General features: G+C 64.2%; 22 protein-coding genes, 3 tRNA genes and 1 pseudogene. 13 read left to right on the top strand and 13 right to left on the bottom strand.

Features of this window, described 5'->3' with window-relative positions; translation table 11 throughout:
- Nucleotides 1-129: 129 nt before the first annotated feature.
- Complete coding sequence (gene greB / locus ACTHNZ_RS10335) at nucleotides 130-690, bottom strand: transcription elongation factor GreB (protein ID WP_440542401.1); 561 nt, start codon at nucleotides 688-690, stop codon at nucleotides 130-132.
- A 126-nt stretch (nucleotides 691-816) separates the two neighbouring features.
- Here greB and ACTHNZ_RS10330 point away from each other — a divergent pair.
- A tRNA-Arg gene (locus ACTHNZ_RS10330) sits at nucleotides 817-893 on the top strand.
- Nucleotides 894-963: 70 nt separating this feature from the next.
- Nucleotides 964-1,040, top strand: a tRNA-Arg gene (locus ACTHNZ_RS10325).
- A 167-nt stretch (nucleotides 1,041-1,207) separates the two neighbouring features.
- On the opposite strand, the gene ACTHNZ_RS10320 is transcribed toward ACTHNZ_RS10325, so the two are convergent.
- The 4 genes from ACTHNZ_RS10320 to ACTHNZ_RS10305 form a co-directional block, all read right to left on the bottom strand.
- Complete coding sequence (locus ACTHNZ_RS10320; RefSeq protein WP_440542400.1) at nucleotides 1,208-3,601, bottom strand: RelA/SpoT family protein; 2,394 nt, start codon at nucleotides 3,599-3,601, stop codon at nucleotides 1,208-1,210.
- Between the two features lie 96 nt (nucleotides 3,602-3,697).
- Nucleotides 3,698-3,901 (bottom strand): DNA-directed RNA polymerase subunit omega, encoded by a 204-nt coding sequence (gene rpoZ, locus ACTHNZ_RS10315; protein ID WP_006400783.1) that lies wholly within the window; start codon nucleotides 3,899-3,901, stop codon nucleotides 3,698-3,700.
- A 60-nt stretch (nucleotides 3,902-3,961) separates the two neighbouring features.
- Nucleotides 3,962-4,666, bottom strand: coding sequence for a guanylate kinase (gmk, locus tag ACTHNZ_RS10310; protein ID WP_440542399.1), 705 nt, complete (start codon nucleotides 4,664-4,666; stop codon nucleotides 3,962-3,964).
- A gap of 8 nt (nucleotides 4,667-4,674) precedes the next feature.
- On the bottom strand, nucleotides 4,675-5,598 hold the full coding sequence (locus ACTHNZ_RS10305) for a YicC/YloC family endoribonuclease (RefSeq protein WP_440542398.1): 924 nt from the start codon (nucleotides 5,596-5,598) through the stop codon (nucleotides 4,675-4,677).
- Between the two features lie 241 nt (nucleotides 5,599-5,839).
- On the opposite strand from ACTHNZ_RS10305, the gene rph reads away from it, so the two are divergent.
- From rph to ACTHNZ_RS10285, 4 genes are all read left to right on the top strand, one after another.
- A complete protein-coding gene (gene rph / locus ACTHNZ_RS10300; protein ID WP_440542440.1) occupies nucleotides 5,840-6,580 on the top strand; it encodes a ribonuclease PH in 741 nt (246 codons plus the stop codon).
- The gene (gene rdgB, locus ACTHNZ_RS10295) at nucleotides 6,573-7,199 is read left to right on the top strand and encodes an RdgB/HAM1 family non-canonical purine NTP pyrophosphatase (protein ID WP_440542397.1); all 627 of its coding nucleotides are present in this window, start codon (nucleotides 6,573-6,575) and stop codon (nucleotides 7,197-7,199) included. The genes rph and rdgB overlap by 8 nt, the downstream gene beginning before the upstream one ends.
- Entirely contained in the window at nucleotides 7,196-8,407 is a 1,212-nt protein-coding gene (hemW, locus tag ACTHNZ_RS10290; RefSeq protein ID WP_440542396.1) for a radical SAM family heme chaperone HemW, read from the top strand. The genes rdgB and hemW overlap by 4 nt, the downstream gene beginning before the upstream one ends.
- Before the next feature lie 74 nt (nucleotides 8,408-8,481).
- A tRNA-Ser gene (locus tag ACTHNZ_RS10285) sits at nucleotides 8,482-8,571 on the top strand.
- Nucleotides 8,572-8,670: 99 nt separating this feature from the next.
- Here ACTHNZ_RS10285 and ACTHNZ_RS10280 read toward each other — a convergent pair.
- Nucleotides 8,671-9,285, bottom strand: a complete 615-nt coding sequence (locus ACTHNZ_RS10280) for a nucleotidyltransferase family protein (RefSeq protein ID WP_440542395.1) — start codon at nucleotides 9,283-9,285, stop codon at nucleotides 8,671-8,673.
- Between the two features lie 37 nt (nucleotides 9,286-9,322).
- Here ACTHNZ_RS10280 and chrA point away from each other — a divergent pair, with 37 nt between their 5' ends.
- Nucleotides 9,323-10,558 carry a chromate efflux transporter gene (chrA, locus tag ACTHNZ_RS10275; RefSeq protein WP_440542394.1) on the top strand — a complete coding sequence of 412 codons (1,236 nt, stop codon included), beginning with the start codon at nucleotides 9,323-9,325 and terminating at the stop codon, nucleotides 10,556-10,558.
- Nucleotides 10,559-10,590: 32 nt separating this feature from the next.
- On the opposite strand, the gene ACTHNZ_RS10270 is transcribed toward chrA, so the two are convergent.
- Nucleotides 10,591-10,977 carry an NUDIX hydrolase gene (locus ACTHNZ_RS10270; RefSeq protein WP_440542439.1) on the bottom strand — a complete coding sequence of 129 codons (387 nt, stop codon included), beginning with the start codon at nucleotides 10,975-10,977 and terminating at the stop codon, nucleotides 10,591-10,593.
- Between the two features lie 321 nt (nucleotides 10,978-11,298).
- Here ACTHNZ_RS10270 and ACTHNZ_RS10265 point away from each other — a divergent pair, with 321 nt between their 5' ends.
- On the top strand, nucleotides 11,299-12,867 hold the full coding sequence (locus ACTHNZ_RS10265) for a methyl-accepting chemotaxis protein (RefSeq protein WP_440542393.1): 1,569 nt from the start codon (nucleotides 11,299-11,301) through the stop codon (nucleotides 12,865-12,867).
- A gap of 164 nt (nucleotides 12,868-13,031) precedes the next feature.
- Nucleotides 13,032-13,406: a hypothetical protein gene (locus tag ACTHNZ_RS10260; RefSeq protein WP_440542392.1), complete on the top strand. Its 375-nt coding sequence runs from the start codon at nucleotides 13,032-13,034 to the stop codon at nucleotides 13,404-13,406.
- Here ACTHNZ_RS10260 and ACTHNZ_RS10255 read toward each other — a convergent pair.
- Nucleotides 13,403-13,942 (bottom strand): DUF4142 domain-containing protein, encoded by a 540-nt coding sequence (locus ACTHNZ_RS10255; protein WP_440542391.1) that lies wholly within the window; start codon nucleotides 13,940-13,942, stop codon nucleotides 13,403-13,405. The genes ACTHNZ_RS10260 and ACTHNZ_RS10255 overlap by 4 nt on opposite strands.
- Nucleotides 13,943-14,320: 378 nt before the next feature.
- Here ACTHNZ_RS10255 and ACTHNZ_RS10250 point away from each other — a divergent pair, with 378 nt between their 5' ends.
- From ACTHNZ_RS10250 to ACTHNZ_RS10240, 3 genes are all read left to right on the top strand, one after another.
- Complete coding sequence (locus tag ACTHNZ_RS10250) at nucleotides 14,321-14,707, top strand: hypothetical protein (RefSeq protein WP_440542390.1); 387 nt, start codon at nucleotides 14,321-14,323, stop codon at nucleotides 14,705-14,707.
- A 295-nt stretch (nucleotides 14,708-15,002) separates the two neighbouring features.
- The gene (locus ACTHNZ_RS10245) at nucleotides 15,003-15,512 is read left to right on the top strand and encodes a TonB family protein (protein WP_440542389.1); all 510 of its coding nucleotides are present in this window, start codon (nucleotides 15,003-15,005) and stop codon (nucleotides 15,510-15,512) included.
- 374 nt (nucleotides 15,513-15,886) lie between these two features.
- Complete coding sequence (locus ACTHNZ_RS10240) at nucleotides 15,887-17,203, top strand: MFS transporter (protein ID WP_440542388.1); 1,317 nt, start codon at nucleotides 15,887-15,889, stop codon at nucleotides 17,201-17,203.
- A gap of 4 nt (nucleotides 17,204-17,207) precedes the next feature.
- Here the strand turns inward: ACTHNZ_RS10240 and ACTHNZ_RS10235 are convergent, their stop codons facing one another.
- Nucleotides 17,208-18,359, bottom strand: coding sequence for an OpgC domain-containing protein (locus ACTHNZ_RS10235; protein WP_440542387.1), 1,152 nt, complete (start codon nucleotides 18,357-18,359; stop codon nucleotides 17,208-17,210).
- A gap of 231 nt (nucleotides 18,360-18,590) precedes the next feature.
- Between ACTHNZ_RS10235 and ACTHNZ_RS10230 the strand changes: the two genes are divergently transcribed.
- Nucleotides 18,591-18,770, top strand: a complete 180-nt coding sequence (locus ACTHNZ_RS10230; RefSeq protein WP_440542386.1) for a hypothetical protein — start codon at nucleotides 18,591-18,593, stop codon at nucleotides 18,768-18,770.
- 31 nt (nucleotides 18,771-18,801) lie between these two features.
- Here ACTHNZ_RS10230 and ACTHNZ_RS10225 read toward each other — a convergent pair whose 3' ends face one another.
- The 4 genes and pseudogenes from ACTHNZ_RS10225 to ACTHNZ_RS10210 form a co-directional block, all read right to left on the bottom strand.
- Nucleotides 18,802-18,936 carry a hypothetical protein gene (locus tag ACTHNZ_RS10225; RefSeq protein WP_440542385.1) on the bottom strand — a complete coding sequence of 45 codons (135 nt, stop codon included), beginning with the start codon at nucleotides 18,934-18,936 and terminating at the stop codon, nucleotides 18,802-18,804.
- 400 nt (nucleotides 18,937-19,336) lie between these two features.
- On the bottom strand, nucleotides 19,337-19,591 hold the full coding sequence (minE, locus tag ACTHNZ_RS10220) for a cell division topological specificity factor MinE (protein WP_102608594.1): 255 nt from the start codon (nucleotides 19,589-19,591) through the stop codon (nucleotides 19,337-19,339).
- Nucleotides 19,592-19,605: 14 nt separating this feature from the next.
- On the bottom strand, nucleotides 19,606-20,421 hold the full coding sequence (minD, locus tag ACTHNZ_RS10215) for a septum site-determining protein MinD (RefSeq protein WP_440542384.1): 816 nt from the start codon (nucleotides 20,419-20,421) through the stop codon (nucleotides 19,606-19,608).
- A gap of 80 nt (nucleotides 20,422-20,501) precedes the next feature.
- A pseudogene (locus tag ACTHNZ_RS10210) lies at nucleotides 20,502-20,621 on the bottom strand (septum site-determining protein MinC); the annotation flags it as partial.

Raw genomic sequence — 20,621 nt, 5'->3', positions numbered from 1 at the left:
GACGAAGGCGCCGCATGTTCGCGGCGCCTTTTTTATCGCGCCGTATTCATCGCACCGCACAGCGGGCGCAACGAAAAGGAAAGCCCGCCACGGTACGCCGCAGCCGTCGGCCGCCGAGGCGGGCGCGCCCTAATCCCGCGCCGGATAGTGCACGTCGACGACGTCGATCTGCTCGGGCCCGGCAGGCGTATGCAGCGTGACGGTATCGCCGATACGCGCCTTGAGCAGCGCTCGCGCGATCGGCGAAATCCAGCTCACGTGGCCGCGATCGAGGTCGACTTCGTCGACCCCGACGATCGTGACCGCATGGCTTTCGCCATCCTCGGTCGCATACTCGACCGTCGCGCCGAAGAACACCTGATCGACGTTTTCTTGCCTGCTGGCATCCACCACCTCTGCCACGTCGAGCCGCTTCGTGAGAAAGCGGATGCGCCGGTCGATCTCACGTAAGCGGCGCTTTCCATAGATGTAATCGCCGTTCTCCGATCGATCGCCGTTCGAAGCCGCCCACGAGACGAGCTTGACGACCTCCGGACGCGCCTCGTCGATCAGATGGAGCAGTTCGTCCCGCATGCGCTTGTGGCCTGCGGGTGTCATATAGTTCTTCGTGCCGGCCGGTATCTCCGGCTGAACCACATCGAGATCGTCGTCGTCGCCGTCGCTCGATTCTTTGACGAATGCTTTGTTCATGGTACGAATCACTGCGGGAATCAATATTCAAGCGTACACGATCGGACGCGCTCCGAGAAAGTTTGAACAAACGCGCTCCGATGTCTTCCCTTTTCTCGGAAGTTTGCTATAATTTCGCTTCTGCGTGCGGCTGTAGCTCAGTTGGATAGAGTACTTGGCTACGAACCAAGGGGTCGTGGGTTCGAATCCTGCCAGCCGCGCCACTTTTTTCGAGAGCCTTCTTCACGGAAGGCTCTTTTGTTTCACCGAAGTCCGGTTTTTGCGTTTTAGCGTGCGGCTGTAGCTCAGTTGGATAGAGTACTTGGCTACGAACCAAGGGGTCGTGGGTTCGAATCCTGCCAGCCGCGCCACCTATGAAGGGCCTTCCTCTCGGAAGGCCCTTTGTTTTTTTCGGACGGTTTTTTCGGGTGGTTGTTGCGGGCGCCGCCCGCTTGCCCGTCCTCCGGCATCGATCGCCCCATCGGCCGGACCCCGGCCCCGCTCCTCCGGTAGCTGCGGCCCCGCCCTCTCTCAGCGTTCAATAGTCGCCGCGTTCCCGCTCGATCCGCATCCCGCCGTCGTGGCGATGATGACCATCCTCGCTCGGACGCTCGCGCACGATCCGCATGACGTCCGGATTGGTTCTGACGCGGCGCATCACATTGGCCAGATGAACGCGGTCGCTCACTTGGATCACGAAGCGCAACACCGTCGATTCCTGCGACAAATCCTCGTCCATCGCAATGTGGACGATATTCGCGTCCGCCGACGTGATATCGGCCGCCACCCGGGCGAAGACGCCCTTCACGTTGCGTACGAGCACCTTGACGGCGACGTCGAACAACCGGCCTGGCTGAGGCGCCCACGCGACGTCGATCCAACGCCCCGGATCGCGCCGGTGAATCCGCTGCGCGACACGGCAGTCGGTCGTGTGGATCGCCATGCCGAGCCCGATGCCGATGTAGCCCATGATGTCGTCGCCCGGAATCGGCCGGCAGCAGGCCGACAACTGCACCGACATGCCTTCCGTGCCGGTGATGACGACCGGCGGCGCATGCGGCACCGACGACTGGCTCGAGCCGGCTTGGTCGGCGCGCTCGTCGTCGGCATCGCGTCCGCTGACGAGCACCTCGATCCGCTTGGCCATGACCGCGGCCACGCGCCGGCCGAGCCCGATGTCGGCAAAGATCTCTTGGCGGTTCTTGTTGCCCGTCCACTGCACGAGCTTGTCCCACACTTCCGGCTCGATGTCGGCCAGCGCAAGCCCATATCCCTTCAAGCTTTGGTCGACGAGCCGCTCGCCGAGCTGGACCGATTCGTTCAGCCGCATCGTCTTCAAGTAGTGACGAATCGCCGAGCGCGCCTTACCGGTGCGCACGAAGCCGAGCCACGCCGGATTCGGCTTCGAGTACGGCGCCGTGATCACCTCGACGATGTCGCCGCTCTTGAGCTCGGTGCGCAGCGGCAGCAGCTCGTTGTTGATCTTGACGGCAACGCATTGATTGCCGAGGTCGCTGTGGATCGAATAGGCGAAATCGAGCGCCGTCGAGCCGCGCGGCAGCGCCATGATCTTCGACTTAGGCGTGAAAACGTAAACCGCGTCCGGGAAGAGATCGATCTTGACGTGTTCGAGGAACTCGCTCGAATCACCGGCCTCGCTCTGGATGTCGAGCAGCGATTTGAGCCACTGATGCGCGCGCTTTTGCACGTCGTTCAGATCGGCGCCGCCGTTCTTGTATAGCCAGTGAGCGGCCACCCCCGCTTCGGCGATCTCGTGCATCTTACGCGTGCGCACCTGAAACTCGATTGGTGCGCCGAACGGGCCGACGAGCGTCGTATGCAGCGACTGATAGCCGTTGACCTTCGAAATCGCGATGTAATCCTTGAACTTGCCGGGCACGGGCTTGTAGAGCGCGTGCAATACGCCGATGCACGTATAGCATTCGAGCGCGCTGCCGACGACGACGCGAAAACCGTAGACGTCGAGCACCTGCGAGAACGAAAGCTGCTTGTCGCGCATCTTCTTGTAGATGCTGTAGATCGTTTTCTCGCGGCCCGTGACTTCGGCCTCGATGTGGGCGTCGGCGATCGAGCGCTGCACGGATTCCAAAATCTTGCCGACGACCTCGCGCCGATTGCCGCGCGCGGCCTTTACGGCTTTTTCGAGCGTGGCGTAGCGGTGCGGGTTGAAATTCTCGAAGCTGAGGTCCTGCAGCTCGCGGTAGGTATTGTTCAGACCCAGGCGGTGAGCGATCGGCGCGTAGATGTCGAGCGTTTCGCGGGCCACGCGCCGGCGCTTCTCGGCGGGCACCGCGCCCAGCGTGCGCATGTTGTGCAGCCGGTCGGCGAGCTTGACGAGGATGACGCGCACGTCGCGCGCCATCGCTAGCAGCATCTTGCGGAAGTTCTCGGCCTGCGCTTCCTCGCGATTGCGGAACTCCATCTTGTCGAGCTTCGACAAGCCGTCGACGAGTTCGGCCACCTTCGGCCCGAAGCGCTCGGCGAGCTCCGTTTTCGTGACGCCCTGGTCTTCCATGACGTCGTGCAGCAGCGCCGCCATGATCGACTGGGCATCGAGCTTCCAGCCGGCACAGGTTTCCGCTACGGCGACCGGATGCGTGATGTAGGGCTCGCCGCTGTGGCGGTATTGGCCGAGGTGCGCTTCATCGCTGAAGTGGAACGCGGCCTTGACTTCCTTGATCTCTTCGGCGCTCAGATAGCCGGCGAGCATCGACGTGAGTTTCGCGATCGAAACGACGTCATGCTTGCGCGGCTGTTCCGGCGTGGCGGTCGGCCCGAACAGGTGGCGAAACGATTGTTCGAGAACCGCATCGATGTACTTGCGCGCGGGGCCGGGTGCTTCGACGTCGTGCTCGTGCTCGAGATGCACGGCATCGTCGGAAGCGGAGGCGGACGATGGGGTAGCGCTCATTTTCGCCTCCGTAACGGTCGCTATGCGGGCTATGCGCGAGATGGCATGTCGGAAAGACCGCTAGGCGCGAGCAAGGCGCCTAGCGCATCGGACACTTTAGACGGGGACCTTCTTCAGCATCTCGAGACCGACTTGGCCCGCCGCGATCTCGCGCAGCGCGACGACGGTGGGCTTGTCGCGGCTTTCGATCTTCGGCGTGTGGCCTTGCGCGAGCTGACGTGCACGATACGTCGCGGCGAGCGCCAACTCGAAACGATTCGGGATTTGCTTCAGGCAGTCTTCGACGGTAATGCGGGCCATGTTTCGAAATTCCTTCTCAATATGTTGCTCATTCTACCTTATGTGCGCAAGCATCCGCCTTCAGTCGGCCTGCGGCAGATGAATGCCGAGTTCGACGAAAAGCTCGGCATGGCGCGCGTATTGCGAGGCAAAGCGCAAACGCGTCGCATCGACCACGCACTGCAACTCGGAGAGTGCGCGCTCGAAGTGCTCGTTGATGATGACGTACTCCGATTCGGCCGCGTGCGCGATCTCGCTGCCAGCCGCCAGCAGCCGGCGCGTGATGACGTTCGGCTCGTCCTGCCCGCGCTTCTTCAAACGCTCCTCGAGCGCCGCGAGCGAAGGCGGCAGAATGAAAATCTCCACCGCATTGCGGAAGCGCTTTTTCACTTGCTGCGCCCCCTGCCAATCGATCTCGAGCAGCACGTCATGGCCGTTCTTCATCTGCTGCTCGATCCACAAGCGAGACGTCGCATAGTAGTTGCCATGCACCTCGGCGCTTTCGAGAAATTCCCCGGCGCCGTGGCGCGCGAGGAAATCCTCGACGGTCGTGAAATGGTAGTGCTGGCCGTCCTGCTCGCCCGGACGCGGCTTGCGGGTCGTGTACGAAATCGACAGACGGATCGCCGGATCGCGTGCGAGCAGCGCGTTCACGAGCGTCGACTTGCCGGCCCCGGAGGGCGCGACCACCATGAACAGATTGCCCGGATAAGCACCGGCATAGGGATTGCGCGGGGTGCCGGACGGCATGTGCGGCTCGTGCGATTCGTGCGTGGACTCGATCATGACTGTCGTTACTCCAGGTTCTGCACTTGCTCGCGCATTTGCTCGATGAGCAGCTTGAGCGTCATCGACGCGTCGGCGAGCTCCTTCGCCGCCGCCTTCGAGCCGAGCGTGTTCGCTTCGCGGTTGAGCTCTTGCATCATGAAGTCCAGGCGCTTGCCGACCTTGCCGCCCTTTTCGATGACGTGACGCGTTTCGTTCAAGTGGGCCGTGAGCCGCGAGAGCTCCTCGGCGATGTCGATGCGAATGCCGTACATCGTCACTTCCTGACGGATGCGCTCGGCGATTTCCTCGCGAGAGACGATCGTCGCGGCCGCGTCGGGCGCGGCGATGCCGAGTGCTTCTTGCAACCGCTCGACGATCTTTTGCTGATGCTTCGCAATGAGCTCGGGCACGAGCGGCGTGATGCGCGCAACGATCGCTTCCATCTCGGTCACGTTGGTCAGCAACATCGTGGCCAGTTGGGCCCCTTCTCTCGCGCGCACCTCGATGAGCTCCCCGATCGCCTGCTTGCCGCACGCGAGCACCGCATCGCGCAGCGTCTCGAGCGACACGTTCGTTTCGGCGAGCACGCCGGGCCAGCGCAGAATTTCGCCCGTGCGCATGTGCTCGCTGCCGGGAAATGCCTCTAGCACCGCGCGTTCGAGCACGGCCAACTGCGCGAGCGCATCGCGGTTGAGTGAGCCCACCGTGGCCGTCTGCTCGCTGCGCTGGAAGTTCACGCGGATGTCGACCTTGCCGCGCGAGAGCTTCGTCATCAGCATTTCGCGCAGCGTCGGCTCGCAGGTGCGCGCCTCCTCGGGCATGCGAAAGTTCAGATCGAGAAAACGCGAATTCACGGTGCGCAGTTCGACCGATACGCTCATGGCTCCGGTGCCGCCTGCGGCCGCGAGCTCGCGCGTCGCGCTCGCGTAGCCTGTCATGCTGTAAATCATCGTCCGTCTCGCGATTGTGGCCGTCGCCGGCCGGTTGTTCGAGCCGCTTCGCGCGTCGACCCGGCGCGAAAGCGTTGAACGCGCATTATCCCATTTTTGCCGGATAGGCCCGGCATTGGGGGCCGGCATTGGGGGCCGGCATTGGGCTCGGCACCCGGCGCGGCGCATGGATCGCGCGCGGAGCGGTAAAATTGCGCTTTCCCTTCTTGCCATGCGGCCGAGGCCGCTTTTCATGCCGACCATGCCCGATACCGTTCAACGTCCTAGCGGCCGCGCCGCCGATGCATTGCGCAACGTGCGCATCACGCGCCACTACACGAAGCATGCCGAGGGCTCCGTGCTCGTCGAGTTCGGCGACACGAAGGTGATCTGCACGGCGAGCATCGCCGAGCGGGTGCCCGAGTTCCTGCGCGAGCGCAACCAGGGCTGGCTGACGGCCGAATACGGGATGCTGCCGCGCGCCACGCATACGCGCAGCGACCGCGAAGCCGCGCGCGGCAAGCAAACGGGCCGCACCCAGGAAATCCAGCGGCTCATCGGGCGTGCACTGCGCGCCGTGTTCGATCTCGAGCGGCTCGGGCCGCGCACGCTGCATATCGACTGCGACGTGATCCAGGCGGACGGCGGCACGCGCACGGCCAGCATCACGGGCGCTTTCGTTGCAGCGCACGATGCCGTCTCGAAGCTGATCGCCGCGGGCCGCATCGCGGCATCGCCTATCACCGATTACGTCGCGGCGATTTCGGTCGGCGTCTATGAAGGCGTGCCCGTGCTCGATTTGGACTACGACGAAGATTCGCGCTGCGACACCGATATGAACGTCGTCATGACGGGCGAAGGCGGCTTCGTCGAAGTGCAAGGCACGGCCGAAGGCGCGCCGTTCTCGCGCGACGAAATGAACGCGTTGCTCGATCTCGCGCAACAAGGCATTCGTTCGCTCGTCGATTTGCAAAAGGCGGCGTTGGGAGCGGGCGATGCGTGAGCCGGGCGGCACCGCGCTCTCGCGCGTCGTTCTCGCCTCGAACAACGCCGGCAAGCTGCGCGAGTTCGACGCGATGCTCGGCGCCGCAGGCATCGCCCTCGTTCCTCAAGGTGAGCTCGGCGTACCCGAGGCCGAGGAACCGCATGCAACGTTCGTCGAAAACGCGCTCGCAAAAGCGCGCCATGCCGCGCGCCTCACGAGCCTGCCGGCATTGGCCGACGACTCCGGCCTGTGCGTGCGCGCACTCGGCGGCGAGCCCGGCGTCTATTCGGCGCGCTACGCGCAACGCGCCGTGGGCGGTGAAAAAAGCGACGCAGCCAACAACGCGCATCTCATCGAACGTCTGAGTGGTCAGGCGGATCGCCGCGGCTACTATTTCTGCGTGCTCGTGCTCGTGCGGCACGCCGACGATCCGGAACCGCTGATTGCCGAAGGCCGCTGGCACGGCGAGATTTTGGAAGCGCCGCGCGGGGGGAACGGCTTCGGCTACGACCCGTACTTCTTCGTACCCGAGTTGCAGGCGAGCGCCGCCGAACTCGATCCCGAGGTCAAGAATGCGCGCAGCCACCGCGCCATTGCACTCGCCGCGCTGTTGAACCGGCTCCGGGAGGAACGATGATCGGCACCCGCGCCGGCGTCGTGCAGGCGTTCACCGCGCCCGGCGCCGTTCGACTGACCTCGCTGCCGCCGCTCGCGCTTTACGTCCACTTTCCGTGGTGCGTGCGCAAGTGCCCCTACTGCGACTTCAACTCGCACGAGTGGAAAGGCGAGCGGTTTCCTGAAGACGACTATCTCGATGCATTGCGCGCCGATCTCGAGCAGGCGCTGCCGCTCGTCTGGGGCCGGCAGGTGCATACCGTGTTCATCGGCGGCGGCACGCCGAGCCTGCTATCGGCGCGCGGGTTGGATCGCTTGTTGTCCGACGTGCGCGCGCTACTGCCGCTCGATGCGGACGCCGAGATCACGATGGAAGCCAACCCGGGCACGTTCGAAGCCGAGAAGTTCGCCCAATTTCGAGCGAGCGGCGTGAACCGGCTGTCGGTGGGCATCCAAAGCTTCGACGAATCGCATTTGAAGGCGCTGGGGCGCATTCATGACGGCGGCGATGCGCATCGCGCCGTCGAGATCGCCGCGCGCCATTTCGAGAACTTCAATCTCGATCTGATGTTCGCGTTACCGCAGCAAACGTTGGACGAATGCCGAGCCGACATCGAGACGGCTCTCTCGTTCGCCCCGCCGCACTTGTCGCTCTATCACCTGACGCTCGAGCCCAATACGCTGTTCGCGAAGTTTCCGCCGGCGTTGCCCGACGACGACGCATCGGCCGACATGCAAGAGTGGATCCACGAACGCACGGCGGCGGGCGGCTACGAGCGCTACGAAGTGTCGGCTTATGCGAAGCCGCATCGGCAGTGCAAGCACAATCTGAACTACTGGCGCTTCGGCGACTATCTCGGCATCGGAGCCGGTGCGCACTCGAAGCTTTCGTTCGCGCATCGCATCGTTCGGCAGGCGCGCTACAAGCATCCGGCGACGTTCATCGAGCAAGCGCGCGCGGGCATGCCGGTGCAGGAGGAGCACGAGGTGTCGGCGCACGATCTGCCGTTCGAGTTCATGCTCAATGCGCTGCGGCTCGTCGAGGGCTTTCCCGTACACCGCTTCATCGAGCGGACGGGGCTGCCGATGACGTCGATCGAGCCGGCTTTGCAGGAGGCGGAGCGGCGCGGGCTGATCGAGCGCACGTATGAAAAGATCGCGCCGACGCCGCTCGGGCAGCGGTTCTTGAACGATTTGCAGGCGTTGTTCTTGAACGAAGGCGGCGCGTGACCGGCGAGGCGAGGCGGGGTGGTACGCGGGCGTCGCCCCGTTTCGGGTTACTTCGGGTTACAATCGCGCCTCTCGGAGGGCTGGCAGAGCGGTTGAATGCACCGGTCTTGAAAACCGGCAAGGCTTTACGGCCTTCGTGGGTTCGAATCCCACGCCCTCCGCCAGAACGCCTATTCTGGCCGTTCAGCGTCGGGCAAATGAACTGCCCTATCGGTTACACCGCCTGCCGGCAAAACGCCATCGGAGGGCGATTCCCTCCCGCCTCACCAGGGCTCCCGCTTCAAGTGCGGCCACTCGTGCAGCCAGCGCTCAGTTTTCGCGACATACACAGGCTCGACCGAAAGCACTCGATTAGGCTTCAGCATTCCCCCAAACAAAGGTTCGAGGCCAAACGGCGCATACACCTCGAACCGGCCCCGCAAGCATCTGATCCCGACCGCAACCGTCGCGCATGGGAATCTATCGATCCCGTCCGATGCCCCGTTCACCGCACCGAAAGGAACGCCGAATTTCTCCTCGTACCACAGTGGAACACGAGCCTGATTGCGAATCTGAACCTCGATAGGCAGCCCAGCATAGAGCGAGCGGCCTCGGCGGATGACATCGTCTTCCGCCGCCCAAGACGTGTCAGGATCGAAGTAGAACAGATCGTAGTCCCGGATGCCCGAATGCATCTCGCGCCCATAAGCCGCATTCCAGACGGACTGAGCCACGCAGCCGGCGGTCAGCCACCAATCGTCGAGCCGCAGTTGCTCTGCAGTTGCCAAAATCAACGCGTTCCACGGGTTCTTAAGAACAATTTCGATAAGATCCTGTTCCAACGCGGCACGCATGCTTTCCTCGGCAAAGATCGATAACGACGATTGTATCGATACCATGCGCGCAGCCGTCCTCCCTCCCCACCCTCAAATCGCCATGGAAGCAGGTATGTCGACGTCGCACCCAAGCCGCGCGGGGTCCGCGATCGAGGTCCTTCGTGTTTTTCTCAAGCTCGGCCTGTCATCCTTTGGCGGCCCTATCGCGCACCTCGGATACTTCCGCCGCGAATTCGTCGAACGGCGGCGCTGGCTCAGCGAGGAGACCTTCACCGATCTCGTTGGCCTCTGCCAATTCCTTCCCGGCCCGGCCAGCAGCCAAGTGGGCTTCTCGATCGGTTTGCTTCGAGCGGGCTGGCTAGGCGCATTTGCCGCGTGGTGCGGATTCACGCTGCCGTCCGCCGCGCTGCTGATCGCCTTCGCCACCGTGGCGCCCGAGCTCGGCGGCCCCGTGGGGAACGGCATCGTGCACGGACTCAAGCTCGCCGCGGTTGCCGTCGTCGCCCAAGCCGTCTGGGACATGGCGAGGCGCTTCTGCCCCGATCATCGCCGAGCCGGCATTGCGCTCGTCTCGATCGTCTTGCTCACTGTCCTCACGACCGTCTACGCACAACTCGTCGTGATCGCTCTCGGTGCCCTGCTCGGGATCGCATTGTGCCGGCCGGATTCCCGAGCCAGCATCGTCGGCACACACCCGCACGCGAGCGAGTTCCGCGTGCCGCGCACCATCGGCGCGCTCTGTCTCGCGCTGTTCTGCGCACTGCTGTTCGGGCTTCCCGCCGTTGCACCGTTCGATTCGACGCACACCATCCGCGTGTTCGACGCCTTTTACCGCTCGGGTGCGCTCGTCTTCGGCGGCGGTCACGTCGTCCTGCCGCTACTTCAGCACGAGACGGTCGCTGCCGGCTGGGTCTCGCCGAACGACTTCTTGGCCGGATACGGGGCGACGCAGGCCGTGCCCGGTCCCCTCTTCACGTTCGCCGCTTACTTGGGATGGATCATGAGCAGCCCGCCCCATCACGGCCTCGGCGCACTGCTGGCGCTGACAGGAATCTTCCTGCCCGGGCTGCTGCTCGTCCTGGCGGCTTTGCCTTACTGGCAAGCGCTTCGGGCAGCCCCCTCGATGGCGGCCGTCTTGTCCGGCGTGAATGCCGCCGTCATCGGGCTGCTGGCAGCGGCGCTGTACTCACCCGTTTGGACGAGCGCGGTGCACGCGCCGATCGACTTCGCCGTTGCTGCTATCGCCTTCTTTCTGCTGACGCGCTGGCGAACCCCGCCACTCGGGGTCGTCGCGTTTTCGACGTTGGCCGGCCTGGCCGCATCGCTGCTGCGCTGATGAGTGCGAGGGTGACGCCGCGACGCACCTGCTCAGCCGAGCTGTCCGAGCAGCGCGGCCTCGCGGCGAAGCATCAACTCGACGATGCCTCGCGTCGGCACGCTCGTCATCAGCGTTGATATCTGTTCCGGCCGGAACCAGCGGCATCTAAGAATCTCGTTCGCGGCTTCGGGTACGACGCCGTGCGGCAGATCGACGAGATAAACATGATGCCGCTTGCTGAATCCGCCGAATGCGAACAGGTAGGCGAAACCATCGACAGCGAGGGTGGTTTCTTCTTCGAGTTCGCGCTTGGCTGCCTCGAGCGGCGATTCGGAACGCCGAATCGTGCCGCCGGGCAACGACCAGCGCGATCGCTCGCGCGTGACAAGCAGGATCTTCTCGCGCCGCCTGCATACGATCGTGGCTCGTTCTTTCATCATCTACGCACAGTTGATCCGTGCGCCTGGCACGTTCGATAAAAGTCGCTTCGACACGCCGGGCATATCGTGAAAACTCGCGCGCCCCCACTGTAGGTCCTCTGTCCGGCACGTGATTCCCCCCCGGCAAAGGACCGCCCCTACGAGAAACTGCCCTTCGCCGCTGCCTTGCCTTCGGGAAAACGAGACCTGTTGCAAGGCTTCAGAAAGCGAGGAGTGCAGCCGATTATACGGATAGCGCCTGCATACGCTGTTTTCCAGATTGCGGATTGCGGGCGGAGCCATATCCGAACAACGCGCCTAAAAGCAAGGAACCATCATATGCTGCCCCGTTTCCGCGATTTACGCATCGGCGTGCGTCTAGGCGTCGCGTTCTTCCTCGCTGCGCTTTTGACCGCGGTGCTAGGCTCTATTGCGTATGCGCGGTTGTCGGCCATCAGCGCCGAATGGCGCCAGTACGAGAGCGTTACGGTTGCGAAAATGCAACTGCTCCAGCACGGAAAAGATCTCTTCGGCGATGCCGTGCACAACTACAAGGATTATGTCCTGCGCGGCGGCGAATACCGGACGAAGTTTCTGGCGGATCTCGACGAAATCGACAAGGCCGCGCGAACATCGTTGCAGATGGGCACCTTCGATGCCGGCGAACCCGAGGCCGTGGACAAACTCACGGCCGCCACCGCGGGATATCGGGCATCGCTCGAGAAGCTCGATCCGCTCGTCGCTTCCGGCGCCTCGATCGAAACGCGCGACCGCGACGTCGCCGGCGCCGACAAGCCGATCGGCAAGGCCCTCGACGCACTGATCGAAACCGGTCTCGCACGCACGCATGAAGAGGGGGCGGCGATCACTCAGTTGGCGGCGCAAGCCGAACGCACGATCATCGTCGTGACGATCGCAGCGCTCATCGCCGCAGCGCTGTTGGCGCGCTTCATTACGCAAGGCATCACGGCGCCGATCCGGGTGGCCGTCGATGCCGCCGAGGCCGTGGCGCGCGGCGACCTCACGCAAGAAATCACACCCGATCGCGCCGACGAAACGGGCCGGCTTTTGAAGGCGTTGAAGGACATGAACGAAAGCCTGTTGCGCGTCGTCGGTCAGGTGCGCAACGGCGCGGACCATTTGGCGACGGCGACGAGCCAGATCGCCGCGGGCAACCAAGATTTATCTTCGCGCACCGAAGAGCAGGCGAGTTCGCTGCAGGAAACGGCTACGAGCATGGAAGAGCTGACCGCCGTGGTGCGGCAAAACGCCGACAATGCGCAGCAGGGAACCTCGCTCGCGGCCGACGCAGCCGGTGTCGCCGAAAAGGGCAGCACGGTCGTCGGCAAGGTCGTCAGCACGATGGGCGAGATCAGCGCTCGCTCGAGCAAGATCGCCGACATCACGAGCATCATCGAGGGCATCGCGTTTCAAACGAACATCCTGGCGCTGAACGCCGCGGTGGAAGCAGCGCGCGCGGGCGATCAGGGGCGCGGCTTTGCCGTCGTCGCGGGAGAAGTGCGTAACCTGGCTCAACGCTCGGCCGGCGCAGCCAAGGAGATCAAGGAATTGATCGCCGCCTCGGTCGCCACGGTTCATGATGGCGCACGCTTCGCATCGGAGGCCGGGGAAACGATGTCGGACGTCACCCGCGCCGTCGCCCGGGTGAGCGACATCATGAGCGAGATCGCGGCAGCTTCGACCGAGCAGAGCCGGGGAATCGAGCAAGTCAATCTTGCCGTGGCCCAGATGGACCAGGTGACCCAGCAGAACGCCGCGCTCGTGGAGCAGGCGGCGGCCGCCTCCGCTTCCCTGAACGAACAGGGACGGCAGCTCAGCGCCGTCGTGGCGTTCTTTCGCTTGCAGGCGCGCATAGGTTCGAGCCACGGGCGGCTGGGCTCCGCGTGAGGATCGATGCTCGCCCGGGCAAACTTGCGCTAAGCGACCAAGCGAGTGGCCTATCCGTTGCCCATCCGACCCGCGATGTTCCGGCGGCACGCGGGTTGCGCTGCTTCCTCCATCGGCTGCGCGTGGCAGTTCACGCGCGGTCACACTACTCCGGAGGAACCACGATGGCGACCGACTACGCTACCGCCCAACCCCAATTCGACCGCCCCTTCCGCCTGTTCGCCGCGGGGTCCCGCGTGCTCGCCCAAAACGCGGCGGGCAAGATCATCGACATCGGTGCAATCGCATGTCCCGGCAACGGCGCCTGCCAGATCGCGCTCGACGTCGATGCCATCGACTCGGGGCCGCAAGCGGATGCGCAAGCGGCCCTGAGCGCGCTCGTGCCGCTACTGACGTTCGACTATCTCGACGGGCTGTTCACGAGCGAAGCCGACGCGAAGTTCGAAGGCGCGCTCGACGCGTTGCCGCACATTCGCTTCACACTGGCCGAACCCGTGCCGCGAGTACTCACCGACAAAAGACCGCCCGAGCTCTTTTAGCGGCCCGACGGTCGTTCCTGCGCCAGCAGCGTTTGCGCAAGCTGCAGATGCTCGACGCCAACGGGCGCGTTCCTCGCCGCAAACGCTTTTACGTCGGCATCCTCACCCGCCTGTGCCTCGCTTTCATACAGCCCATCGCCCATGCGATGCATGTTGATTTGCGCGAGCAGGTACTCGCGATCGAACAGCGGGCCGCTCAGATGTGTCAGTTCCTCGTAGAGGGTGCGATTCGCCGGGTCCATCGCGTGAATGAGGTTCACGTGCTTGCGTTCCGCCAGCAGCGACAGCTCGTCGTTGATACGGGCGTGCGTCTGCGCGAGCCGATGGCCGTATGCCTTCACGGCCGGATCGCCGCCCTGGCGCTCCGCCAGTTCCGCCATGTCGACCTCGGCCGTGCCGACGCTCGCGGCAGTCAGCATGAATTGCTGATCGACCGGTGTGACTTCGGCGTTCGATTGCAAGAAGGAACAGCCGGCTGCAATCAATGCGGCGCAACCCACCGTCGCCGCCGCGGCACGGCAAAATGAATTGAGCATCGTCCGCCTCCTCTCGCGCGCCGCGATGGCTCAGCCGGACCGCAGCGCTTTCTTCTGACGGCGCATAGAAGATGCCCATGCGCCCGCTCCGCCCCCGCATCCGGCCCAAAGGGGCCTCGCTGCGATTGATGCCCGGCACGAGCGTTGCGGCGTGGGTTTCGTCGTCCCCACCCAGGACTATCTCAGGGCTATGACTGCATCGATGCCGAATGCATCGATCCGCGCAGCAGTCCTAATCTTTGCCTTATTTGCCCCCAGGCGCCCTCCCCGCGAGACGATGGTGCCCCGCGCCCCGACATGCGGCCGGCGTGGCGCCGCCGATCGTCGGCGTTCGTCACGCATGCGCGGCGGCCGCTCGATCAAAAGGAAGACAACGTCATGACCGATCCCGTCGTACACGTGACGAATCAAGCCAATCATCCCGTGTGCATCGCACGCGATCCGAATTGGGACGATCAAGTGCTGCTCATCAACGGTCGGCCGGCCAGCCGCTCGCTCTGCCTCGCACCCGGCACGGCCGCCAACGTCGGTGTCCGGCTCGGAGCCGATACGACGCCGGACGCGCAGTTGATGGGCGTCATCTTCGCCAACGCCAAGGATTTCCACTACGGCCAAGTCGGCATGTACCAAACGACCATCGGACAACACCCCGATACGAGCCTGCTGTCCGTGACCGACGAATATACGTCCGGCAGCCCTGCCGTCACCTATGCCGTGTCCAATCAAACGCAGTGGTCGATGGACATGACCTTCGCGGACGCTTAACGCTCAGCTAGTGTCCTGAGGGACTCGCCGGGGTGTCGACGCACCCCGGTTCGCATGCAATCCTGTTCGCATGCCGCTGCCCGATCCACCGCTCGGCTGAGCTCATCGACCGGCGCCGCCGCCATTTCTGCAATGGGTGCAGACATGCCCGCACACACCGTTGCGCCACGAGCTTGCGCTGTGGGCACGCGCACGATTTGCGCGCGAATCGGGATGCGTCCGCGCGCGCCATTGACTACGCTTCATGCACATCGTCTCGCGCTCGACCTAGCGCGCAAGTCACATCGCGACCGCCATGACACTCGATCTCGTGCGCCACCCCGCATTACGCGCCTGCGGACTGACCGGCCTCGCCGCACTAGGCGCCTTATTCGTCGCCTCCGCCTGCACGTTCACGCCGCCGACGCGCCCCTCGGCCGCCGCGCTGCCCCCACCGGCAGCCGTCAATAGCCTTACGCTCGATCAATACCGAGAAGCGATCGCGCGACGCATCGCTGAGCGCAGCCCATCGTATCTCGAGCATCGCCCGCCGCAAGCGATGCTGCGCTCGCTCGTCGTCGTCGCGTTCACCGTCGATCGCGACGGCAAGGTCCTGCGCTCGTCCGTCTACCGCACGAACGGCGACGACGACGCCGAGGCAACGGCGCTTGCCGCGCTACGCCGCGCGTCGCCGCTGCCCCCGCCGCCGGCCAAGCTCCTCAATGGCCTCGGCCAAGTCGAAATGATGGAAGACTGGCTCTTCAACGACGACGGCAAATTCCAACTGCGCGAACTCGCGTCTCCTCAAGCGCTGACGCTCGATTGAGGCGAGTTATCGAGTCGAGTTTTTGAATCGAGCGCTTGAAACGCCCTCGCGATCGAGCCACGTCGAGCGTTGCCGCTGCGCACGCACCCTTCTATAATTTTCCCCACCGTGCAGCCGGGCCATCCGGTCACGCTCGCGGCGCCCCGCTCACCCGCGAGGCGCCGATGAGCCCGACGCCACTTCGCCCTCACCCTGCGCGCGCCACGCTGGTCGAATAGCATCTGTCGTTTTTCTCTTGCTGTATTGCTCAACCGCTCAACAGGCGTGTGCCTCGAACACGCGGTTGCGCAATCGTGCCGTTGCTCCACCCAACACCGCGATCGAAGCCGACGCTCACCGGCGTCGCTTCGGCCGTCACAACCATTGGAGACCCTATGTCCACTTCGCCGTCAACGCCTTCCGTGACTTCCGTGTCCGAACCGGCGGACGGAACGAGCCGTGCGCGCATCGTCTTCGCCAGCTTCATCGGCACGGCGATCGAGTTCTACGACTTCTACGTCTACGCCACGGCCGCCGCCCTCGTCATCGGCCCGGTGTTCTTTCCGCATGGATCACCGACGGCCCAAGCGTTGTCTGCGTTCGTCACCTTCGGCATCGCGTTCATCGCGCGGCCGATCGGCTCATTCCTGTTCGGCCATTTCGGCGACCGCATCGGACGCAAGTCGACGCTCGTTGCGTCGCTGCTCGTCATGGGGCTGTCGACGACGCTGATCGGCGTCCTCCCCGGCTACGACACGCTCGGTTCCGTCGCGCCCGTCCTGTTGTGCATCCTGCGCTTCGGGCAAGGAATCGGCCTCGGCGGCGAATGGGGCGGCGCGGCGCTGCTCGCCACCGAGAACGCGCCGGCAGGCAAACGCGGCTGGTTCGGCATGTTTCCGCAACTCGGGCCGTCGGTCGGCTTCCTCGCTTCGAACGGTCTGTTCTTCGCGCTCGCGCTCGGGCTCTCCGATGCCCAGTTTCGTTCCTGGGGATGGCGCGTGCCGTTCATCGCGAGCGCCGTGCTCGTCGCGCTGGGCCTGTACGTGCGCTTGAAGATCGCTGAAACACCGGCCTTTCGCGCCGCCATCGAACGCGCCGAGCGCGTGCGCGTTCCGCTCGTCTCGCTGCTCGCTCATCACGGCCGCGCCACGCTGGCCGGTTCGTTCGCGATGGTCGTCTGCTATACGTTGTTCTACATTTCGACGGTGTTTACGCTCTCGTACGGCGTCTCGACGCTGCACATCTCACGCCAAAGCTTCCTTGGCATGCTCTGCTTCGCCGTGTTGTTCATGGCGCTGGCGACACCGCTGGCGGCCTGGGCCAGCGATCGGTTCGGCCGGCGCCCGGTGCTCATGGCGGGCATGATCGGCGCCATCGTCTCGGGCTTCGCCATGGCCCCGCTCGTGGGCAGCGGCTCGCCCGCGCTGATCACGCTGTTCCTGACGCTCGAGTTGTTCCTGATGGGGATCACGTTCGCACCGATGGGCGCGCTGCTGCCCGAGTTGTTTCCGACCGCGGTGCGCTATACGGGCGCAGGTGTTTCGTACAACCTGGGCGGCATCCTCGGTGCATCGATCGCTCCCTACATCGCGCAAATGCTCGCCGCACGCGGCGGGTTGGCGTGGGTCGGCGGCTATGTTTCGCTGGCGGCCGCCGTCAGTCTCGTCGCCGTCATCGCGATGCGCGAAACGCGCGACGCCACGTTGTCCTGACCCTTCACCGTTGACGCCGCTCACGCGGCGGCGTCCCGGCGTCGGAAGCGACGCGGACGAGCCGGGCGGCGGGCGCCAGATTCCGCTGTCCGCCGCCCACGGCCCGTCGGGCAGCGGCGATACGGGCGAGCATCAGCACTGCCGTCACCGCAACGACGTCGCCGGCGAGCCGCGCGAACCCGTTCGTGTCGGCATGTGCGAGACGGATACCGGTGTCGACGACGATCGACACGACGGTCCCGCCGACGAAACAGACGAGCCCGTGCCTTCCCACCGTCACGACGGCGGCCAGACGCTCGGCCGCCGTTCGCACCCAGCCCAGCCGCGCGGCTTGCGCGCACAGCCAAGCCAGCGCGAGGAAACTGACGATCCGCACGCTGGCCAAATTCTGCTTCATGTAGCCGGGCGACGGGTGATGATCGATGCAGATCTTCACGAAGGCGAACGTCAATGCCACGGCGAACGCGGCGGCCGTCAGCGCGTGACCGACGTTCGACGTTTGCATGGGGGTCGATACGGAATGCTGGCGGCACAGCAAGCCCAGCATGAACACCAACTGCCAAGCGAAAGGATTGAATGGCCAATTCGCGACGCCCGGCACGCCGGCGGCCAGCCAAGAAGCCCCAAGCCACACGGCAAGGCTGCCGCCGAACAGCGCGACGGGCATGCGCCGCGCAAGCGGGATCACGACGGGCACGCTCAACGCATAGAGCGTGTACATCGGCAGGACGGCGGAAAGAAACGGCTGCCGGCGCAGTGTGGCGATTTCGACGATGCTTTGCAGCGGGCGATGCACGAAGCTCGGCCAATCGGACTGCGCGACGAGCGGCGATGCAATCGGCAAGCTCGCGATCACGGCGCCGCACGCGAGCATGAGCGCCGCGGTCAGCAGGTACGCGCGGTAGATCTCCCACGCGCGCTTCAGGAAGCGGCGGCGCGCGGCGCCCTCGCCTTGACGCGCCGCGATGGCGGCATAGCCCGACGCCGACGCGTAGCCGCCGAGGAACACGAAAACCTCGGCCGCATCGCAATAGGCGTAGCTATGCAGCGTCGCCTGCGCCAGCACGCTCCCGGAAATATGATCGATGGCGATCGCGATCAGCACGATCCCGCGTAGCAGGTCGACCTCGATCGACCGTCCAGCGGATGAATTCATTCGCACCCCTATGTCAGTGACCGTCCCCGGCCGTCGCCTGTTGGTGCCGCCAAACCGCTAAAAATTCCTCGCCCGCGCGATTTTCGCGGCCACGGATTCGACGAGAACCTTGCAACCGGCGAAAGCATCGGGAATGTCCGGACTTGTTCGTGCAAACTGCCTATTTATACTGGGCTTGCGCACCATTTCAGGACATGTTTTGCACCGTGCGCATCAGCATGGGAGACGACGATGGACATCCGCATCGATAACGCCGACATCGTGGCCATCCTCGCACTCGCGCTGCTCTTGGCACTGTTGCTTGCCCTACGCTTCCGCCCGAAGACCTGGCTCGCGATCGTCGTCGAGGCGCTGCTGGCGAACGCCGCGGCCTTCGCCGCCGTGCTCGCCGTCGAAGCGTTGTTGGCCTGATCGCCGCCTGCGGTTCGGCACCGCGGCGCGGCTAGCGCTCGTAGTAATAACCGTGGTGGTAGCCGCCGTAGTACCCGTAGTAGCCGGGGGCCGGCGCGATGACGCATCCGCCGAGCAGCAATGCAGCCAACGCGCCTGCAACCCAATAGAGTGTCGAGCGTTTCATCTTATTCCCCTCACGTCGTGGTTCGTCGATTCGACGGCATGTCGAATGAATCGCATTGAACCCCACATGCGGCCGGCTCTTCGTTGCAATTTGTAAGCGTCGGACTATCGTTATTACAAGGCTTGGGCAAGGCTGCGGCAGCTTCCTTGCGGCGGCGGGCGGCCGAGCCGTGGCCGGCTTCGCGCCAGCAATGCGCGGCCACAGATTTAACAGAGTCGTAATCGAATTTGCACCGGCCCGACCTTGCGAGTAAGCGTGGTGGTGCAGCGTCGGGGTGCAGCGTCGAATCGCGCTCGCGATGGCCGGCTGGCTAGCCGCCGTGCCACGGAGCGATGAGGGAGGAAAGTGATTCGCAGCAGTCTTGCGCAGCCGGGGCGCATGTCTCGCGCCCCGGGCGCGGTCAGGCTTGCGGGATTTCGATCTTGACCTCGAGCACTTCGAGGTCGTCTTGGCGCTCGAGGCTGACGCGGATATCGTCGTCCGAGATCTTCACGTACTTCGAAATGACGGCGACGAGCTCGCGCTGAAGCGCGGGTAGGTAATCGGCGGGCGGATGGCCGCCGGCACGCTCGTGCGCGATGATGAGTTGCAGGCGCTCCTTCGCGACCGCCGCAGACTTCTTCTTCTCGCCGAGCAAGAACGACAGAATCGACATAACGGGCGCCCTCCTTAGCGAGTGCCGAAGAGGCGCTGCAACAGGCCCGGCTTCTGGTAATCGGTGAAGCGCAGTTCCTTCTCTTCGCCGAGAAAGCGCGCCACGATGTCCTTGTACGCTTCCGCCACGTCGGTGCCGTCCATGTGCACGGCCGGCAAACCTTGGTTCGACGCATGCAGCACGGCTTCCGATTCCGGCACGACGCCGATCAGATCGATCCGCAAAATCTCTTGGATGTCGGACAGCGAGAGCATCTCCCCTTCGCTGACGCGCTTGGGGTTGTAACGCGTGATCAGCAGGTGCTCCTTGATCGGGTCCTTGCTTTCGATCGCACGCTTCGTCTTCGACGAAAGAATGCCGAGGATGCGATCGGAGTCGCGCACCGACGACACTTCCGGATTCGTCACGACGAGCGCCTCGTCGGCAAAGTGCATCGCGAGCAACGCGCCCGATTCGATACCGGCCGGCGAATCGCAGACGATGTAATCGAAGCCCATGCCGGCGAGATCCGTCATCACCTTCTCGACGCCTTCGAGCGTGAGCGCGTCTTTATCGCGTGTTTGCGAGGCCGGCAGAATGAACAGGTTCTCGCACTTCTTGTCCTTGATCAGCGCCTGATTCAGGTTCGCTTCGCCTTGGATCACATTGATGAAATCGTAGACGACGCGGCGCTCGCACCCGAGGATCAGATCGAGATTGCGCAAGCCGACGTCGAAATCGATCACGGCCGTCTTGTTACCGCGCAGCGCCAAACCCGACGCGAAGCTCGCGCTCGTGGTGGTTTTACCCACGCCGCCCTTGCCCGAAGTCACTACAACGATTTTCGCCATTTCCCCTTACCCTGTATTCGTCAAATTCGTCCATTGAATCGACGCCACGCATGAAGCGGCGCGTCTTCGCGCGGCTCGTGTTACGTGAGCCGCAGCGGCTCGATCATCAGTTTCTCGTCGGACAGCCGGATCTGCACCGACTTGCCGATCACATCGGCCGGCAATGGATTCTCCGTGGTGCGATAGATCCCGGCGATCGA

This window comes from Trinickia sp. (genome assembly GCF_051953955.1).
Classification (GTDB): Bacteria; Pseudomonadota; Gammaproteobacteria; order Burkholderiales; family Burkholderiaceae; genus Trinickia.
The sequence above is the reverse complement of the archived record's forward strand: the minus strand, read 5'-3'. Positions and strand labels throughout refer to the sequence as shown.

Coding starts and splice junctions, on each gene's coding strand:
- greB (WP_440542401.1), bottom strand. CDS start 690: ATGAACAAAGCATTCGTCAAAGAATCGAGCGACGGCGACGACGACGAT.
- ACTHNZ_RS10320 (WP_440542400.1), bottom strand. CDS start 3,601: ATGAGCGCTACCCCATCGTCCGCCTCCGCTTCCGACGATGCCGTGCAT.
- rpoZ (WP_006400783.1), bottom strand. CDS start 3,901: ATGGCCCGCATTACCGTCGAAGACTGCCTGAAGCAAATCCCGAATCGT.
- gmk (WP_440542399.1), bottom strand. CDS start 4,666: ATGATCGAGTCCACGCACGAATCGCACGAGCCGCACATGCCGTCCGGC.
- ACTHNZ_RS10305 (WP_440542398.1), bottom strand. CDS start 5,598: ATGATTTACAGCATGACAGGCTACGCGAGCGCGACGCGCGAGCTCGCG.
- rph (WP_440542440.1), top strand. CDS start 5,840: ATGCCCGATACCGTTCAACGTCCTAGCGGCCGCGCCGCCGATGCATTG.
- rdgB (WP_440542397.1), top strand. CDS start 6,573: ATGCGTGAGCCGGGCGGCACCGCGCTCTCGCGCGTCGTTCTCGCCTCG.
- hemW (WP_440542396.1), top strand. CDS start 7,196: ATGATCGGCACCCGCGCCGGCGTCGTGCAGGCGTTCACCGCGCCCGGC.
- ACTHNZ_RS10280 (WP_440542395.1), bottom strand. CDS start 9,285: ATGGTATCGATACAATCGTCGTTATCGATCTTTGCCGAGGAAAGCATG.
- chrA (WP_440542394.1), top strand. CDS start 9,323: ATGGAAGCAGGTATGTCGACGTCGCACCCAAGCCGCGCGGGGTCCGCG.
- ACTHNZ_RS10270 (WP_440542439.1), bottom strand. CDS start 10,977: ATGAAAGAACGAGCCACGATCGTATGCAGGCGGCGCGAGAAGATCCTG.
- ACTHNZ_RS10265 (WP_440542393.1), top strand. CDS start 11,299: ATGCTGCCCCGTTTCCGCGATTTACGCATCGGCGTGCGTCTAGGCGTC.
- ACTHNZ_RS10260 (WP_440542392.1), top strand. CDS start 13,032: ATGGCGACCGACTACGCTACCGCCCAACCCCAATTCGACCGCCCCTTC.
- ACTHNZ_RS10255 (WP_440542391.1), bottom strand. CDS start 13,942: ATGCTCAATTCATTTTGCCGTGCCGCGGCGGCGACGGTGGGTTGCGCC.
- ACTHNZ_RS10250 (WP_440542390.1), top strand. CDS start 14,321: ATGACCGATCCCGTCGTACACGTGACGAATCAAGCCAATCATCCCGTG.
- ACTHNZ_RS10245 (WP_440542389.1), top strand. CDS start 15,003: ATGACACTCGATCTCGTGCGCCACCCCGCATTACGCGCCTGCGGACTG.
- ACTHNZ_RS10240 (WP_440542388.1), top strand. CDS start 15,887: ATGTCCACTTCGCCGTCAACGCCTTCCGTGACTTCCGTGTCCGAACCG.
- ACTHNZ_RS10235 (WP_440542387.1), bottom strand. CDS start 18,359: ATGAATTCATCCGCTGGACGGTCGATCGAGGTCGACCTGCTACGCGGG.
- ACTHNZ_RS10230 (WP_440542386.1), top strand. CDS start 18,591: ATGGACATCCGCATCGATAACGCCGACATCGTGGCCATCCTCGCACTC.
- ACTHNZ_RS10225 (WP_440542385.1), bottom strand. CDS start 18,936: ATGAAACGCTCGACACTCTATTGGGTTGCAGGCGCGTTGGCTGCATTG.
- minE (WP_102608594.1), bottom strand. CDS start 19,591: ATGTCGATTCTGTCGTTCTTGCTCGGCGAGAAGAAGAAGTCTGCGGCG.
- minD (WP_440542384.1), bottom strand. CDS start 20,421: ATGGCGAAAATCGTTGTAGTGACTTCGGGCAAGGGCGGCGTGGGTAAA.